This is a genomic window from Aquisphaera insulae (genome assembly GCF_011064615.1).
GTDB classification, from domain to species: domain Bacteria; phylum Planctomycetota; class Planctomycetia; order Isosphaerales; family Isosphaeraceae; genus Aquisphaera; species Aquisphaera insulae.
In genome coordinates this window covers 14,496-31,726 of sequence record NZ_JAALJH010000078.1, presented here as the reverse complement: position 1 = coordinate 31,726, position 17,231 = coordinate 14,496, and the positions used below count along the sequence as shown (strand labels likewise).

The 17,231-nt window shown below is 68.3% G+C and carries 15 protein-coding genes; 2 read left to right on the top strand and 13 right to left on the bottom strand.

The features are described 5' to 3' along the window. Window positions 1–12: 12 nt before the first annotated feature. Complete coding sequence (locus tag G6O54_RS28715; RefSeq protein ID WP_165231311.1) at window positions 13–891, top strand: NAD(P)-dependent methylenetetrahydromethanopterin dehydrogenase; 879 nt, start codon at window positions 13–15, stop codon at window positions 889–891. 14 nt (window positions 892–905) lie between these two features. Here the strand turns inward: G6O54_RS28715 and G6O54_RS28710 are convergent, their stop codons facing one another. Continuing rightward, window positions 906–2,150 carry an alpha/beta hydrolase family protein gene (locus G6O54_RS28710; RefSeq protein ID WP_165231308.1) on the bottom strand — a complete coding sequence of 415 codons (1,245 nt, stop codon included), beginning with the start codon at window positions 2,148–2,150 and terminating at the stop codon, window positions 906–908. Window positions 2,151–2,255: 105 nt separating this feature from the next. Here G6O54_RS28710 and G6O54_RS28705 point away from each other — a divergent pair, with 105 nt between their 5' ends. Next, entirely contained in the window at window positions 2,256–3,251 is a 996-nt protein-coding gene (locus G6O54_RS28705) for a DUF1464 family protein (protein WP_165231305.1), read from the top strand. Window positions 3,252–3,267: 16 nt separating this feature from the next. Here G6O54_RS28705 and G6O54_RS28700 read toward each other — a convergent pair whose 3' ends face one another. The 12 genes from G6O54_RS28700 to G6O54_RS28645 form a co-directional block, all read right to left on the bottom strand. Further along, window positions 3,268–4,308 carry an SMP-30/gluconolactonase/LRE family protein gene (locus tag G6O54_RS28700; RefSeq protein ID WP_165231302.1) on the bottom strand — a complete coding sequence of 347 codons (1,041 nt, stop codon included), beginning with the start codon at window positions 4,306–4,308 and terminating at the stop codon, window positions 3,268–3,270. Between the two features lie 59 nt (window positions 4,309–4,367). Then, the gene (locus tag G6O54_RS28695; protein ID WP_165231299.1) at window positions 4,368–5,627 is read right to left on the bottom strand and encodes an aldo/keto reductase; all 1,260 of its coding nucleotides are present in this window, start codon (window positions 5,625–5,627) and stop codon (window positions 4,368–4,370) included. Window positions 5,628–5,786: 159 nt separating this feature from the next. Beyond that, the gene (locus G6O54_RS28690; protein WP_205679070.1) at window positions 5,787–7,430 is read right to left on the bottom strand and encodes an FAD-dependent oxidoreductase; all 1,644 of its coding nucleotides are present in this window, start codon (window positions 7,428–7,430) and stop codon (window positions 5,787–5,789) included. Between the two features lie 114 nt (window positions 7,431–7,544). After that, window positions 7,545–8,462 carry a S1/P1 nuclease gene (locus G6O54_RS28685; protein WP_165231296.1) on the bottom strand — a complete coding sequence of 306 codons (918 nt, stop codon included), beginning with the start codon at window positions 8,460–8,462 and terminating at the stop codon, window positions 7,545–7,547. Window positions 8,463–8,620: 158 nt separating this feature from the next. Further along, on the bottom strand, window positions 8,621–9,685 hold the full coding sequence (locus G6O54_RS28680; protein ID WP_165231293.1) for a leucine-rich repeat domain-containing protein: 1,065 nt from the start codon (window positions 9,683–9,685) through the stop codon (window positions 8,621–8,623). 366 nt (window positions 9,686–10,051) lie between these two features. Beyond that, window positions 10,052–11,899: an alkaline phosphatase family protein gene (locus G6O54_RS28675; protein WP_165231290.1), complete on the bottom strand. Its 1,848-nt coding sequence runs from the start codon at window positions 11,897–11,899 to the stop codon at window positions 10,052–10,054. Between the two features lie 33 nt (window positions 11,900–11,932). Beyond that, window positions 11,933–12,229: a hypothetical protein gene (locus G6O54_RS28670; protein ID WP_165231287.1), complete on the bottom strand. Its 297-nt coding sequence runs from the start codon at window positions 12,227–12,229 to the stop codon at window positions 11,933–11,935. Window positions 12,230–12,356: 127 nt separating this feature from the next. Beyond that, window positions 12,357–12,845, bottom strand: a complete 489-nt coding sequence (locus tag G6O54_RS28665) for a hypothetical protein (RefSeq protein ID WP_165231285.1) — start codon at window positions 12,843–12,845, stop codon at window positions 12,357–12,359. Window positions 12,846–13,110: 265 nt separating this feature from the next. Beyond that, the gene (locus G6O54_RS28660; RefSeq protein ID WP_165231282.1) at window positions 13,111–15,069 is read right to left on the bottom strand and encodes a sulfatase-like hydrolase/transferase; all 1,959 of its coding nucleotides are present in this window, start codon (window positions 15,067–15,069) and stop codon (window positions 13,111–13,113) included. A 152-nt stretch (window positions 15,070–15,221) separates the two neighbouring features. Next, window positions 15,222–15,608, bottom strand: coding sequence for a LapA family protein (locus G6O54_RS28655; protein ID WP_165231279.1), 387 nt, complete (start codon window positions 15,606–15,608; stop codon window positions 15,222–15,224). Between the two features lie 49 nt (window positions 15,609–15,657). Further along, window positions 15,658–16,641, bottom strand: a complete 984-nt coding sequence (locus G6O54_RS28650) for a prepilin peptidase (RefSeq protein WP_165231276.1) — start codon at window positions 16,639–16,641, stop codon at window positions 15,658–15,660. Between the two features lie 33 nt (window positions 16,642–16,674). Continuing rightward, window positions 16,675–17,226, bottom strand: coding sequence for a shikimate kinase (locus G6O54_RS28645; RefSeq protein WP_165231273.1), 552 nt, complete (start codon window positions 17,224–17,226; stop codon window positions 16,675–16,677). Window positions 17,227–17,231: the final 5 nt, after the last annotated feature.

Sequence of the window (17,231 nt, the reverse complement as noted above, 5' to 3'; positions counted from 1 at the left end):
GACCCCCCGGCCATGAGCACGCCCGCCAAGCCCAGCATCCTGGTCCAGCTCGACACGGACCCCCAGCCCAGCGTCTTCGACGCCGTGGTCGCGGTGGATTCCGGGGTCGAGCACCTGTTCCGGCACGGGGGCGTGACCCCGGAGAACGTCCGCGACCTGGTCTACGGCGCCCTCTTCACGAGAGGTCCCGCCGACCTGTCGCGGACCGCCCTGTTCATCGGCGGCTCGAAGGTCTCCGCCGCCGAGGCGGTCCTCGAGGTCGTCAAGAAGACCTTCTTCGGCCCCTTCAAGGTGTCCGTCCTGTTCGACGCGAACGGCTCCAACACGACCGCCGCCGCCGCCGTGCTCGCGGCCCTCGAGTCGTGCGGCGGCTCGCTCCGGGGGGCCCGCGTGGTGACCCTGGCGGCCACGGGTCCCGTCGGCCACCGGATCGGCCGGCTGCTCGGCCGGCTCGGGGCCGAGGTCGCCGTCGGCTCCCGCGACCTCGGCCGGGCGACGGCCCTGGCGGAACAGCTCAACCAGACCACGGGCACGACCTACGTCCCGTTCGAGATGGGCCGCCCCGAGGCGCTCGCGGAGCAGCTCGAATCCGCGGCCGTCGTCATCAACTCCGGCCCGCCCGCCGTCCCGGTGCTGCCCGCCTCGCTCTGGCAATCGCAGAGTCGGCTCAAGGCCCTGATCGACCTCAACGCCGTCCCGCCGCTCGGCATCGAGGGCGTGGAGCCGGGAGACAAGGGCAAGGACCGTTCCGGCGTCCTCGCCTGGGGGGCGCTCGGCGTCGGCGGCACCAAGATGAAGATCCACAAGAAGGCCGTCCGTCAGCTTTTCTCCGCCGATCATCAGATCCTCGACGCCGAGGAAGTCCTGGAGCTGGGGCGAGCGCTCGACTGACCGGAGCCGGTCGCCTACCTGGTCGTGGCCCCGACGTGCTCCGAGCTCACGATCAGGCCGCGCTCATCCTCAAGGTTCAGGAAGCACGCCGTCGTCCCCGCGGGCAGGTTCGCGACGGCGGCGTGTGCGGCGGGCTCGATCTTTGCCTCGGCCGTTTCCCAGCGACGAGCCGTCCAGGGCCCGTCGTCCTTCGTGTAGAGCAGCTCGGCCTTCACGACCTTCGCCTCGCCCCGGAACTGCACGCGCAACACATTCTCATGCCTCGATTGGACCGTGATCTCGACGAGCGGCCGGCCGCCGCGGAGGATCGCGTCCGCGAAGGCGTGGATCTCCGCCGGGTTCTCGCCCGCGCCGCCATGGCCGTGCGGCATCCGCAGGCGGATGGCCAGCGTCGAGCGCCCACCGGCCTTGCGGTAGGACTTCTGGAGCGAATCCATGGGATAGGCGAAGTCGTTCGTCCCGGTGACCCAGAGCTTCGGCATCCCGCCCGCGGCGAGGTATTGCGACGGATCCCAGAGGTCCAGCCAGCGCCGGCCTCGGGGGCCCAGCTTGGCGATCTCGTCCCTCCACACCGAGTCGTCGCCGAGGAATCCGCAGCCATAGACCGGGACGGCAAACCGGAAGCGATCATCGACCCCGGATGCGATGCACGTGAGATAGCCGCCCCAGGAGATGCCGGTGACCCCGATCCGATCCGGATCCACCTCGGGCCGCGAACGGAGCAGGCTGTGAGCCAGGACCACGTCCGCGACCGCATGATAGGGCCACTGGTCCGCCGGCGGTGCCTCGGAGTCCTCGAATCGATTCCCCGGCGGGCCTCCGGCCTCGTGGCGTTCCCAGTGACCGTAAGTCCCGCGCGGGACGGTCCCGCAGGTGTCCATGGCGATGGCCGCATAGCCGCGTCCGGTCCAGAGTCGCACCCAGACGTCGAAGGCCGTCCCGCCTCCTCCGTGGACCAGGACGATGCCGGGGACCTTCTCGCCGGGCGCATACTTCGGCATGCCCATCCAGGCGAAGACCCGGGTGGGCTTCCCCTTCCAGGACAAGCCGTCGTAGAAGATCGCCTCCACGCCCTCCGCCCGGAAGCCGTCGGCCGGACGGGTCGCCGGCGGGCGGAGCATCTCCGGAGTGGCTCGGATCCGTTCCCCGCCCGACGGCTCCTGGGCGGCGAGGGACGACCCGGAGGCGACGTGGACGAGGATCGCGCAGGCGATGCTCCGGCAAGGGCTCAGGACGCGGCGGGTGCGGTTCGCGGACATCTTCCACCCCGATACAATGGGCCCGGCGAGGACGAGACGGCCTCGCCGCACATGATAACAGGCCGACACGCGATGATCAGCCGGCGAGCCCGGGAGGGAAACCCCATGATCCGAGTCGTCGGGACCGACCCGGGGACATCGAGCCTGGACCTGATCCTGCTGGAGGACGGGCTGGTCCGCGAGCAGGTCCGGTTCGAGCCGGCGGAGCTGAGGGCAAACCCCGGGGTGCCGATCGAGGCCATCCGGAGCTGGGCCCCAATCGACCTCGTCGCCGGGCCGTCGGGGTACGGGCTCCCCCTGGTTCGCGGTCATCGGCTCGATGAGGACGCCATCGACCAGATGTCGCTGGTGCGGCCGGACGAGCGCGGCGAGGACCACGGGGTCGTCGGCTTCCGCGCGTCCCTTCGCGCCTTCGCCGCGAGCGGCCTGCCGGTGGTCTTCCTGCCCGGCGGATGGCATCTCCCCACGATCCCCGCGCACCGCAAGGTGAACGCGGTCGACCTGGGGACCGCGGACAAGGTCGCCGTCGCGGCCCTGGCCCTCGAGCACGACGCGCGCGAGCATGGCGGATACGCCCGATCAAGCTTCGCCCTGGTCGAGGTCGGCTCGGCGTTCACGGCGGTCCTGGTCGTCCGCGAGGGCCGCCTCGTCGACGCCTCCGCCGGGACCCGCGGGCCGATCGGCCTGAAGTCCGGAGGGGCGTGGGACGGGGAGCTCGCCTGCTGGCGGAGCCCGCTCTCGAAGCGGGACCTCTTCCGCGGCGGCCTCGACGACCTCGGCCCGGAGGGGCCGGCCGCCTTCCGCGAGTCGCTCCGCAAGGCCGTGGCCGGCCTCCGCGCGGTCACGACCTTCGAGCGGATCTATCTCTCCGGCGCGGGGCTGGATCGCCCGGGAATCGAGGCCCTGGTCCACGAGTCGCTCGATGGCCTCGGCCGGACCGAGCGCCTGCCGTCACTGCCGGACGCCTGGGTGAAGCACGCGGCGCAGGGGTCCGCCCTGCTGGCCGACGCCCTGGCCGGCGGTCGTCATGGGGCGCTCGCGGCGTCGCTCCAGATTGAGGCCGCGCGAGGTTGCCTCTGGGACGCCCTCGCGCGGCCTTGACCTCAGGAACTCTGCCTCAGCGGACCTTGCCCTTCGTCAGGAGCTTGACCCGGCCGAGGTACATGTCCGCGGTGATGAAGAGCGTGTCGCCGTCCTCGCCGAAGCAGCAGTTGCCGGTGGCCTCGCCGGTCGCGAACGTCCCCAGGTGGGCGCCGTCCGGGGCGAAGACGAGGACCCCGCCGGGGCCGGTCGCGAACAGGTTCCCCTTCTCGTCCACCTTCATGCCGTCCGGGAGGCCCTTCTTGGAAGCGACCGAGGATGTCACGTCGGCGAAGACCCGCCCCTCGCCGAGGGTGCCGTCGTCCTTCACGGGGAAGGCCATCCAGATCGCCTTCTTCGGGTCCGAGTTGGCGACGTAGAGGGACTTCTCGTCGGGCGAGAAGGCCAGGCCGTTGGGGAACGTCAGCTCCTTCGTCAGCAGGGTGACGGAGCCGTCGTTGGCGGAGATCCGATAGACGCCGTTGAACGGGATCTCCTTGTTCGGCGAGTTGTTGAGGCCGATCAGGCCGTAGGGAGGATCCGTGAAATAGATGTCGCCGTTGGACTTCAGCACCAGGTCGTTGGGGCTGTTGAACCGCTTGTTCATGTAGCCGCCGGCGATCGTCTTGAAGGACTTATTCGGCTCCAGCCGGGCGACCTTGCGATCACCGTGCTGGCAGAGGAGCAGCCGGCCCTGCTCATCGATGAGGAGCCCGTTCGATCCCGGCTCCCCGCCCCGCGGGGTCGCGCCGGTGTAGCCGCTCGGCTCCAGGTAGACGCTGACTCCCTTCCCCTCCTGCCATTTGTAGATCTTGTTCTGCGGGACGTCCGAGAAGTAGAGGCAAGCGTTGCGGCGATCCCAGACGGGGCCCTCGGACCAGTCGTAGCCCTCGCCGATCCGCTCGACGACGGCGCCGGGGGGGACGAGCGCGTCGAACCGAGGGTCGAGCCGCTCGACGGTGCCGACCGCCGCGGGCTTGCCCTGGGCGAGCGAAGTCCGGGGGCCGGCGAACGATGCCGTCGCGATCAGGGAGAGTACGGGAAGGATCAATCGGAGTTGCCTTGAATGTGCATTCATCGCCCGGGTTCCTGGAGAGGAGGGCCGTGTGCACGGCTCGTGGAAACGGTGAGACGGCCTCAGACGCCGGAAGCCCGCCCGAGAACCCGGTCGCCCATCCGGGCGTCGGCTCGCTGGACGAGTTCCGCGACGGGCAGCCCGTGGGGGCAGGCGTCCTCGGCGGCGGCGAGGTCGGCGGCGGCGAGGTCGCGGGCCTGGGGCGGGAGCGCCTGGTAGAGGGCCCGGGCCTCCTGCCGCTTGCCGTAGACCTCGTAGTAGCGCAGGTAGCGCAGGACCGTGGCGACGGGGACGCCCTTCGCGGTGGTCTCGCAGAGGTGGCCGCAGCCGTGGCAATAGAGATGGGCCGTCCGCCGGCGGTATTCCTCGAGGAGCCTCTGATCGCGGGCCGTGAGCGCCTTGTCCTGGCTGGCGGCGACATTCTCGCGGAGGTCGCTGCGGGTGGTCATCTCGCTCACGGCGACCTGGATCCGGCCGTCGAGCCAGACCGATTTCACGGCCGCGACTTCCTTCTTGAAGCCCTTCGCCTGGAGGTCGGCCATCTTGTCGGGGAAGTTGATCGCGCCCCCCTGGGTCTTCATGGCGATCAGGCCGAGGTTCGCCTTGGCGGCCTTGTCGATGGCCCGCTGAAGGTCGTCGTGGCGGTCCACCCCGCCGACGTCGCGGAAGTTGTACTTGAACATGATCTGGTCGATCCAGCCGCAGTCCACCGCCGCCTCGATGATCTCCGGCAGGCGGGCGTCGTGGCAGCTCAGGCCGAAGAACCGCGTCTTGCCCTGCTTCTTCAGGGACTCGAACGCGGCCTTCACGCCCGGATCGGCGAGGAGCTCGACCTGATTGCCCGCGATCCCGTGGAGGTAATAGCAGTCGACGTGATCGGTCTTGAGTCGTTCCAGGCTGGCGTCCAGGTGGTCCTGGAACATCTTCGCCGCGCCGGTGCCCATGGTCCGGCGGAACGAGGCGTTCTTGGTGACCAGGTAGACATCCTTGCGGAGCTTCGTGCGGTCGAGGACCTCGCCGAGGATCTTCTCGACCCGCGCATTCTCATACGTCTCCGAGGTATCGATGTAGCGGACGCCGGAGGCGATCGCGGCCTGGACGAAGCTCGGCGACAGGGTCCAGCTCGTCCCCATGCCGAGGATCGTCACCTTCTCGCCGGTCCGACCGAGGGTGGCGGTGGGCACGGCCTTGCCGGCCGCGACCGGCTCCTGGGCCGACGCCAGCCCCTGGATGCCGATGGTCGCGGCGCCGCCGGCCGCCGCCGCCCTCAGGAAATGCCGGCGGTTCGAACCGCCGCAGGGAGTCTGTCCGAGGTCACTCATGCAAGGGATCTCCTCGAAGCTCGATGACTGCAGGACGGTCGACACGCGCGAATTGCCGCCGCGAGCCCCTCGCGGACAATGCCGGGTATTGTGTCAGCCGCCTCCCGCGACCGTCAACGACAGAACTCGTGAAATCGCGGATCCGCGGGCCGGGATCGATCAGAGCTCCGCCAGGACGCGATGCGCGCAGGTGACCGCCAGGGCCCCGTCGCCGACGGCGAAGGCGACCCGCTTGGTGGTGTTGCTCCGCACGTCGCCCGCGGCGAAGACCCCGGGGCAGGTCGTCTCCACGATGCACGGCTCGCGGTGCGAGAGCGGCCAGCGGTCGGACTTCGCGGCGTCGGCCCCGGTGAGGATGAAGCCCTTGGAATCGACGGCGACGTCCCGGGGCAGCCATTCGGTCCTCGGCCGGGCGCCGATGAAGACGAACACGCCGTTGCACTCGACGGTCCGGCGGCTGCCGTCCTTCGAGCCGCTCACGGTCACCCCATTCAGGCGGGATTGGCCGTCGATGGCGGCGATCTCGACGTGACGGAGGACCTCGATCTTGGGATGGCTCTCGATCCGCCGGGCCAGGTAGTCCGACATGCTCTTGCGGAGGTCGCCGCCCCTCAGGAGGAGCGAGACGCCGGCCGTGTGCTCGGCCAGGAACATCGCGGCCTGCCCGGCCGAGTTTCCCCCGCCGACGACGACGGCGCGGCCCTCCTTGCAGGAGCGGGCATGGACCGAGGTGCACGAGTAGTAGACGCCGGCGCCGTCCCATCGCTCGCAGCCATCGATCGGCAACCGCTGATAGCTTGCCCCGGTCGCGATCAGGACCGACCGGCCGCTCACCACCTGTCCATCGTCCAGGACCAGCTTGTGGATCTTATCCTCGCACGACATCGACCGCACCTCGACCGGCGCGACGAGCTCGGCCCCGAACTTGAGGGCCTGGAGGTAGCCGCGGTTCGCGAGATCGGCGCCCGTCAGCCCGGCGGGGAAGCCCATGTAATTCTCGATCCGCGAGCTGGTGCTCGCCTGTCCCCCCGGCCCGAACCGGTCCAGCAGGAGCGTGGAGAGCCCCTCCGAAGCCCCGTAGACGGCCGCGGCGAGCCCCGCCGGCCCCGCGCCCACGATCACCAGGTCGAAGGGCTCGGTCCGGATCGGACGCTTCAGGCCCAGGCACTCCGCCAGCCGCGTCACGGTCGGCCTCGGCGACCGGGTCCCGCGGTTGCATGCCACGAAGGGGAGGTGCGTGTCGTCGATCTCCAGGTCCTTCATGGCGGACTGGCCGTCGGACGTGTCGGCGTCGATCCAGGTGTGCGGGATCTTGTTCTTGTCGAAGAACTCGCGGATCTGCGTCAGGTCGGGGTCGTCCACGCGACCGATCACGCGGGTGCCGACGAAGCCCGAGCGCTCGAGGAGGTAGCGCCTCATCTGGAAGGCCTCGAGCAGCTTGTCGCTGAGCTCGGGGATCTGCTGGATGACCTTCCGGAGGTCCTGCTGGCTCACGCAGTAGGCCCGGGTCTCGCCGCGGGCGTAGGCCGAGATGATTGCCGGACGATCGGTCAGCAGGGAGACGTCGCCGGTGAACGATCGCGGGCCGTGGATCACGACCGACTTCGACACCGGCGTGGACTCGTCGACGATCTCGATGTGCCCCGAGTCGACGACATAGAGCGGCACCCCGCGCCGGCCGGCCTCGAAGACCGGCTCGCCGTCGCGGAACGTGCAGACCTTCGCCATCTTCGCCAGCGATTCCATCTCGGAATCGGTCAGCTCCGGGAAGGCCAGGTGGTCGACATAACCTTGACTCGTCACGGCAACGGCCCCTGCGGAGACGGATCGCACGCCGGGCGCCACGGCCCGGAATCATCCCGCGATCATCGTCCCAACATGGGGAAGTCGTCAACCTCCGCCGCCCGCCCTCGAGGCTCAGGGCTCCGCGAAGAGCCGCTTCAACTCCCCCGCCAGTCGATAGCCGGCCAGGGCCATCTGCTTGCGGGCGAGCGCCACGGCGGCGGCATCGTAGCCGTCGGGCGCGGCGGCGACGATCGGGGTCTCGGGGTCGAGGCCGTCATAGACGGTCGACAGGCAGTGCTGCACGCTCTCCTCCGCCCAGTCGCGGATGGTCGTCTTCTTGAGGGCGTCGGCGAACTCGGAGGTGGGATGCTCGGCGATCAGCTCGTCGGCGACCTGGACCGCGAGGTTCGCGTCCTCGTCGCTGCCGAGCAGGTCGTCCCAGTAGCCGTGGAGGTTGTTGAAGCGATCGTTGGTGGACCGGGGGTTGGGGATCTTGACCTCGTTGCCGCCGCGATCTCCCTTGGGGAGAGCCTTCGAGAACCGCGCGACCGCGTGGAGCGGCATGTGGATGTCGCCCGCCTGGTGGATGATCCAGGAGAGGTCGATGGCCTTATCCTGGTCGCTCACCTTGGGGTCGCGGACATGCTTGAGGTGCTGTTCGTACGAGTCCAGGATGTTCTCATCCTTGAGCGGCGGCTCGACCTTGTTCCCCTGGTCGGCCAGGAGCCGGTAATTCACGTAATGGGCCTTGCCGACGTGGTAGTCCTTCCAGGGCGCCTCGCGGGCATCGTCCGGGAAGGTCGCGGCGTTCCAGAACAGGTTGAGGACCTCGTCCTTGCCGTTGGTGGCCCGGTCGAACCAGAGCCTCTGAGAGGCGGGATGCTGCTTCAGGATCGCGGCGATCTTCTGCCTGGTACGGTCGTCGAGCTGCCTGTACGCGATCGTCGAGACGACCCGGTGCCCCTTCGGATTCCATGCCCTCGCCCCCGGCGGGAAGGCGAGGACGGCGGCGGCGAGGAAGACGATCAGAGGCGTGCGGGCTCGGCTCATGGGCGGATTCTCCGGATGGGATCGTGCGCTCTCCCGGCGCAGGAACTGTTCTACCACAGGCGGCGCCGCCCGCGACCTTTCTTCGAGGGAACTTCACCGAACATGGAAGAACGACGCCAGTGTAGGTGCCGGCGACCGGCGATGACAGCGCCCGAGACTCACTCGTTAGGAGAGGCCTCTTCGCTCGTCGAGATGTGGACCGAAGGGAGCCTCGCTCGGAGCTTCGCCACGCAGGCCTCGCCGACCTTCGTACCACTGATCCGAAGTTCATGGAGGTTTGTCAGAGCCCCGAGTTCGGGAAGTCCCTTCTCCGTGATCGGCGTGGAGGACAGGTCGAGGGTTCGAAGACTGACCAGTCCCTTCAAGTGGTCGAGCCCCTCGTCCGTGAGATCGCAGCCCGTCAGATCCAGGGCCCTCAGCCGCGACAACTTCTTCAGCAGGACGAGCGCCTGGTCGCCGACCTCGGTGTGCGACAGGTCGATCTCCTCTAGCGAGGTGATTTCCGTGATGCCGCGGAGCTCGGGGAAACCGATCGGGGATCCGCTGACATCGAGGCAGCGCAGACCTTTGAGCCCTCGAAGGGTCCCGAAGCCGTTCTCGGTGAGTTGCTGACAGCCGCAGAGCCTCACGACTCGCAGGGTCGGGAGAAGAAGGAGCGTCGTCATTCCCTGATCGGTGATCGGGTTGGCGGACAGAGAGAGCTCCTCCAGGGGCATCCCGGCAAGGGGCTTAAGGTCCTCGTCCGTCAAGTGGTTAGCACCGAGACCGAGCCTCCTCACTTGCACCAGCCGGCGGACGTGACCGAGGCCTCCCTCCTTGATGCTCGTTGACGCCAACCCCAGTGAACGAAGCTCGCCCAGCCCCCTCAGGTGAATCAAACCGTTTCCCTTGATCTCGGTGGCACCGAGGTCCAGCTCACGGAGGGATTTCAGTCCCTCAAGTGAGGCGAGGCCAGCGTCAGTGATGTCGTTCATGGCAAGCTCGAGCTTGCGAAGCGATCTTAGCGGGGGAATCCAGTGATTGAGATCCGCGTCCTTGATCCCCTCTTCGCGGAGATCGACCTGGACTGCATGGCCATCGCGCGGCGGCTCGCATCGGACGGACCATCGACTCAACTTCCGGAGGGCGGAGATGGCCCTCGATTCCTCGAGGTCAAGAGGTCCGTCATCCCGACCGGTGAAGCCAAGCGCGAGCATCCCCAGCATGAGCCTTCGAGTGAACACGGCCCAGGCTCCGTGGAGGCAACGTTTTTCGGATCCTTATTACCTCGGCAAGGAAGAAGCTCACCGTAATAGGGTTCTTACCGCCGACAGGGAAGCCGGCCCGCATTTACTTCCCCCCTTACGAAGGGGGGATTCAGGGGGGTGAATTCGATCGCCCTGGCCGGCACAAAGCACCCCCTCCAACTCCCCCTTCGTAAGGGGGAGAGCCGGATTTCGCCTCCCCGAGCGTGGGGGGATTCAGAAGGCCGTTCGATATCCGTGAGCTTGATCAACTTCCTTGCCGGGGTAATACTTCTCGAAGACCCGATCAGCATCTCATTCGGAAATGAGAATACAGAAGTCGCCCCGGGATCGTCCACCCACCGTTCACGCCAGCAACGACTTCCCCTCCATCGCCGCGCCCTTCGGCACGCCGAGGGCGGCGAGGATCGTCGGGGCGAGGTCCAGGAGGTCGGGGGCGTCAGCACGGAAGGGCTGGTTCATGAACAGGACGCCCGGGACGAGGAGCGGGTCGATGATGTGATCGCCGCTCCATTTCTTGATGTTGTCCTCGAAATGGCCCTCGGGAAGGCCGCCGAGCGACGTCCCCCACGAGGTGCGATAGCCGGGGGCGAAGTCGACGAGCAGGTCGGGGGCTTCGCCCAGGAAGGCCCCCGAATACGCCTGCTCTCGGGTGCGGACCTGGTTGATCGCCGTCGCGCCAAGGACGGGATCGACGAGTCCGCGGAGGCGGTCGACGATGGCCGAGCGGACGGAATCGGCCTCGCCGGGGGCCACCTGACCCTGGCCCTCTCGGCCCTGCAAGTTGAGGTAGATCCCGCCCAGGCCCAGGGCATACGCCTTCGTCCCCGACCAGTCGACGTCGTGGAAGAAGTCGCGGCAGTCGGGGCCGGGCCTCGCGCCGTCGCGGAGGGCCATCAGGCCCATGTCGTGGAGGATCGTGTTGACGTTCACCCCGCGCCGGAAGCTGCCGAAGCCGTGATCCGAGAGGACGACCAGGAGCGTCCGATCGTCCGCATGGTCCAGGGCCTTGCCGACGATGGCGTCGCTGCGGCGGTAGACGTCCGCGATGACGCTCGAGAATCGTGGATCGGGGGCCTTGCCGCGGTTGGCCGGATGGTCGGGCTCGCCGTACCGCCAGAAGAGGTGCTGGACGCGGTCGGTCGTGTCGTACAGGCAATAAAAGAGGCCCTGATCGAACCGCTCCAGCTCCAGGAGCATCATCGCCTCGCGCTCGCGCCAGGCGAGATCGCACTGGTCGAGGAAGGCCTCCTCGGTGAGCCGCTCGTTGACGAGGCCCGTATGATCCTCGACCATCCCGGTCGTGTGGTAGGTGCCGATCGTCGCGGCGAGATCCCCGGCATAGGCCGGCGGATGGCTGATCGGGAACAGCGGCGCCTCGGGGTCGAAATTCACGGGCGACGCATACAGCTCCACCGAGGGCTCGACGCGGACCAGGTGGAGGCGGACCATGCCCCGGATCGACTGGAGCAGGCCCAGCTTGAACTTCACGTGCAGCCAGTCACTCCACTCGCCCTCGCGGATCGCGACCTCGGCCGGCGAGCCGGCGGAGCGGATCACGACCCGACGCGCGGCGGGCTCGGGCCGTATCGTGAACGGGAAGCGAAGGTCGGAGCGATCCTTCGGGTTGCGGGGGCCGATGAGGTGTGTCTCGATCGTGCCGTCGGCGGACGACTTGAGGTGGACGACGTTCTCGCTCTCGCGGGGCGTCGCGGCGGCGTCGAAGGTGTAGAAGGTCGTGGTGCCGAGCCCGCCGCGGAGATCGGGCACGCCCATGCCGGCGAGCATCCGGCCGCGGACCGGATCCGGCGGATACGTCACGGGACAGCGAAGGATCGACGAGCCGACGCCGGCCTCGCCCAGGATCTCCCAGACCGGCGTGCCGCCGCGGAGGTTCACCGCCTTCGGAGGCAGGAAGGCGCCCCGCGACTCGTATCGGTTGAGGGCGAGGTCGGGCAGGTAGGTCCTCGGGTCTCGCTTGATGAAGTCGAAGATCCCGTGCCCGCCCGGGTTGAGCCCCGTGGCGAACGACGACCACGCCACCGGCGTCTGGGCCGGCGTGGTCGTGCCGACGCGCGAGTACCCGCCCTGCTCTCTCAGCCTGGCGAGGTTCGGGAGCTCGCCGCGTGCGAGCATCGCGTCCACGATCGTGGGTTCCAGGCCGTCCAGGCCGATCACGATGACCTTCTTCAACGGGTTGTCCTCCTGGACCGTCGGGGGATCTCGTCAGGCGATCCGGTCGTCGGCCGTCTCCGCGGCCTCGCCGCCGACCGTCACGCCCGTGGCCCCGTGCGACCGAACGTGAGCTTCACCGAGAGAGAAGTGCGGGCGGGCGACCGTCCCGATCCCGATCCCCGCCTGGCCCGCGGCCTTCCTCATCCGCTTCCGCGACATCCGCAGCAGGATCCCGCCGAGGACCAATCGGAACAGCCCCCTGCCGAACATGGCGACCATGGCCGCGACCGTGGCGATGATCGAGGTCACGGGCATCACCGTCTCCGGGCCGAAGTATCCAAGTATCATGACCAGCTCCAGTCATTTGGAAAGTCGAATGTCGAAATCCTGCTCATCCCTTCGACGACCCGGCCATGGCTGCCGGTCATTTCACGGCGGCGGGATGGATCCGGGAATCCACGCGGCGGGGAAGGTCTCAGCAGGTCAATCGAGGAGAGCCATCGTCCCCGGAGCCCCAGGCGCGGGGGCTATCGAGCATCGCGAGGAGACGTCCGGTGAGGGTGCCGAGACCGGCGGGATGGGGAGTGGGGAGTGCGGGGGAGAGATGGCCCGGATCGAGGAAAGCGGTCCTGGGATCCTGGGCCTTGGTCCCGAAGACGGCGAGGCAGACTTCATCGGGCTCGTCCGTCTCTTCGTCCTCGCGGGGAGTGAGAGGCAAGTCGGCGTCCTCGGCCTCCTCGTGGTTGCCGAAGCCGATCCAGGGGGCCGACAGGATTCGGGCGTCTTCCGTTCCGCTCACCACGCTCGCCGTCATGCGAAGGAGCCGGGAAGAGGCCAAGCTGTCGGTCTCCGGCGTGATGCCCTGGACGGCCGCCGCCACGAGGAGGACGGCAATGCCGCAACGTCCGAGGCCGGTTCTCCAGCCCGGGCGAGGCTTGCCCTCCTTGTCCTTTCTTGCCGGCATCCGTCAGGCATCCTGTCTCGAGACCGAGGGATGAAGGACCTCTCCCTCTGTAGCGACAAAACGAGAGACGTGCGTATCGCCTTTTCGGGATTCGGTCCGGATTGAAGGAAATCCAGACGATTGCAGGGCCGCGGCGATTCGCGGCCGCTTCGAATGCTGTCCGTAACTATCGGGCCGGCGAGTCGGCCCACTTGAACGATAGGACGAATTCATGAGTCGGAATTCAGGGCCACAGTCGAGGCCACGGTCCGATGGCCCGTGCGAGTCACTCGCCGCGGACCTGTTCCAGCAACCTTCGCAGGGAATCCGCGGTCGAATCATCGCCCGCGCCGATCCGGTTCCGCGTCTCGTCGGGATCGGCCGTGCGGTCGTAGAGTTCCTCCACGCCATCCCCGCTACGCATGTAAACATCCCGGTCCGTGGTCACCGCCTGGACCGAGGAGAGGCTCGCCGGGACGCCCGGGGTCCGGGCGACGGTCGTCTGGTGCCCGACCTCGGAAAGGACCGGATTCACCCCACCCGACGCGGGCTCCGAACTCGGACGGAAACACCGGGTCAGCGACCTGCCCGGGAACGGGCTGCGATCGCCGAGGCCGGCGAAATCCGCGACCGTGGCCGGGATGTCTCGAAGGCTGACCGGTTCGGGGATCGATCGCCGGGCGATGGCGGCGCCGGACGGCGGCACGACCACCAGCGGGACGTGGATCTCTCGACGATAGAGGCTCAGCCCGTGGCCGTAGAATCCTCGCTCCTCGAAGTGCTCTCCATGGTCGGAGGTGACGATCACCAGCGTGTTTTCGAGCAGGCCGCGCGATTGCAGCTCGTCCATCAAGCGGCCGATCTGCTCGTCGAGGTAGGCGATGCTGCTCTCGTACCCGTCGCGCTTCACGTCCTGCACGACCTTCCTCGCCCTGGCCTTGTCGTCGGCCGATGCCGAGGGACTCGCCATCGTCTCGTGGGCATGCTTGAGTATCTCGACCTGCTCCCGCTCGGACAGCTTGCAGAGGCCGAAGCGCCGGGTGGCGTCCCTCGGCGGGAGGAACGGACCATGGGCGTCGTAGTAGTTCAGGAAGAGGAAGAACGGCCGGTCGACGGGGCGAGACGCCAGCCAGTCGAGGGCGCTCCAGTTGATCGTCGCCGCCGTCTTGCGGGTGTCGACGTCCCCGGTGGTGAACCTCATCGAATAGCCCATGAGCTGGAGGATCCCCTTCCCCAGGCTCGAGCTTCGAAGCAGCTCGAAGGGGGAGATCGTGAGGTTCTCCAGGTAGTCCTCGTACCGGGCGAATCCGCGATCGAGGCCGTAGCGCGCGTTGCAGTAGTACGTATTGGCCACGAACCCGGCCGTCGCGTAGCCCCGGTCCGCCAGGAAGCCGGCGAGCGTGGGATGGGACGAGTCCAGCCCGTGCGTCCAGTCCACCGAGAGGTCGTGCGGCCATCGCCCCGTGAACATGCTGGCGTGCGAGGGGAGCGTCCAGGGCGCCGTGGATCGCGCCGAGTCGAACCGCACCCCCTTCCCCGCGATCTGCTCGAGCCGAGGGGTGGTTGGCCGGTCGTGGCCGTGCAGGCTGAGGCTCTCCGCCCGGACGTCGTCCATGACGATCAGGAGGACGTTCGGACGTCCCGGCTCCGCGGCCGGGATCGCGGCAAGGGCTCGGCGCTCGGCCGATCCCAGGGCGGCGATCGCCACGACCGTCAGGCTGATCAGCCCGGCGCCCATCCAGGGCAAGGTCCGCCGTGCGAGCCGCTCGATCCGGATCGCATGGGCATTCAGCCATCCGAACGCCTTCACCCCGACCGCGGCCGAGATCACCACGCCGGCGACGGTGTGGAGCCACTCGACCGACCAGAACGCCGCCAGCGACAGCCCCGCCGCGATGGTGAAGCAGGCCGGCAACTGGACCCGGCCCGGTCGCCGCCGCTCCCAGAGGGCGAAGATCAGGCCGACGGCCCCGAAGATCGCGACGTCCGCCACCGGGATCATCCAGACGAAATGACGGTTCGTCCGCAGGCTCTCCAGCGAGATCCGCGCGACCAGGGTCCTCTGGGCCAGGACCAGCGCGAGCTCGACCAGCCCCGTCAGGAATCCGAACCAGAGCGCCAGGACGAGCAGCCCCTTCGGCCCGATTCCGGCCTGGGGTCCCGGGCCGTCCGCTCGCGGGATCAATCGCCGCAGCCGCTTCCGATCGGGACGCGAATCGGCCTGGATCCGGGCGAGATCATCCATGAATCGCCACCCCTACTCCTCGCTTCGCTCAAGCCTGCGCCGGCACGCCGATCCGGCTTATCGACGCAAGATAGTGCAAGCTGGCGATTGCGGGAAGGGCAGTCGAGGGGGGTGACAGGCCATGAACGGAGCCGCGGGGCCGCCCCGATCCCTCATCCCGTCCATTTCGAGCTGGTGAATCCGTCGCCCGTCTTGGCTGCATAGTCGGGGGGAGGGAGATCGTCCTCGGCCGGTGCAGCCGCGGCCGTCCCGGCCTCGCCCACGTGACCCGATCCGCCCCAGATCCGGCGGCGAGCCACGACGATGGTGCCGGCCAACAGGGTCATCAGGGACCCGAACACGGCGCTCAGGAGGATCACGACGCCGAGGCGGCTGGTGAGTTCGCCGAGCCGGAATGGAAAGGCGACGGTGACCAGGGCGTCGTTCACCCAGACGAACCAGAGCAGGACGCCGAGCAGGACGGCCACGCCGACGAGCCGCCGGTAGACCCAGAAGTTCCTCAATATCGAGGGCTTGCGACGCTTGTACTGGTAAGCCATGAGTCACCTCGATCCATCGGGAGTGCGAAGCGGGGAGGGTCTCGCGACCTCAGACGGAGGGGCCGGCGTCCACGTTGAGGAAATACCAGAAGATCCAGCGCAGGGTATCGAAGATGCCCGCCGCCCAGCCGGGCCAGAGCCATCGCCAGGAGAGCACGAGCGCCAGGGCGCCCGCGCAGAGATAAGGCCCGAAAGGGACTTCGCGGTCGACGGCCGATAATTTCCGGCCACCAAGCAGCTTCCGGTACTTGTTGAAGATCTTGACGATCGCGGTGCCGAGTCCGAAGAAGGGCCCGATGAAGAAGGTCAGTACGGCCGCCTGCCAGCCGAGGAAGGCGCCGATCATCGCCATCAAGGTCACGTCGCCGAACCCCATCGCCTCGACACGGCAGTACCGATGATTGACCAGGCTGACGATCGTCGTCGCGACCAGGTTGGCCAGGCGCCGGACGGCCTCCATCAGGCCGCCCCCGACGAGGAGCCCGACCAGTCCGACGGCCAGCCCCTCCCAGTGAGATTCGGCGGTCGAGGGGGTCAGCCGGATCGCCGGCACGAGCCATCCCCCGGCGATCCCCACGATCATGCCGGTGACCGTGATCGAATCGGGGATGACGTAAAGGTCGTAGTCGATGAACGTCGCGGCCACCAGCAAGGCGACCAGGAATGCGTGGTAGAAGAAGGTGGCCAGCGGGAGTCCGATGTCATAGCCGTATCGGCCCCGCGGGCCGTACACCACGTCGACGACGAAGACGGCCACGAAGAGGAGCCCGACCAGGAACTCGACGAGCGGATACCGCGGTGAGATCGAGAGCCCGCAGCGACGGCATCGCCCGCGGAGGATCAGCCAGCCGAGGATCGGGATGTTGTCATAGGCGGCGATCGCGTTCCAGCACCGGGGGCAGTGCGAGGCCGGCCAGATGACGCTCTTCTCCCACGGCAGGCGATAGATGCAGACGTTCAGGAAGCTGCCGACGACCGCCCCGATGAGGAACACGATCACGCCCAGGATCACCATGACCGGTCCCATCGCCATCACGGAGGTCGCGTCCTTCCTGCCCGCGAGGGCTCAGGCTCCGGCGTCCCAGAGCGCGAGGATTCGATCGGCGATCAGGTCCGGCGGTCCGGCCTGGGCGTCCACCTCGTGATCCGCGATTGCCTGGTAGGCGGGGGTCCGGGCCGCGAGGACGGCCGGGATCTCGGCGACCGGGCCGGCGGCCGTCAGCCCAGGTCGGGTGGCATGGGAGTTCGCATCGGCCTGGATCCGACGGGCGAGTTCCGACGGCTCGACCCGGAGCCAGACGACCGAGCCATGCCGACGAAGATGCTCGCGGTTGGCCTCGCGGAGGACCGTGCCCCCGCCGGTCCCGAGCACCGCGCCGGGGTTTCGCTCGACGAGGTCGAGGACGACCGCCGCCTCCAGGTCCCGGAAGAAGGGCTCGCCATCCTGCTCGAAGATGGACCGAATGCTACGACCGGCCCGGAGCTCGATCTCGGAATCGACCTCGACGAACGCACGGCCCAGTCGACCGGCGATGATCCGGCCCACGGTGGATTTGCCCGTGCCGCGATAGCCGACCAGGACCAGGCCCCGACCACGTTCCCCAGGGTGCGTCTGCATGGAGT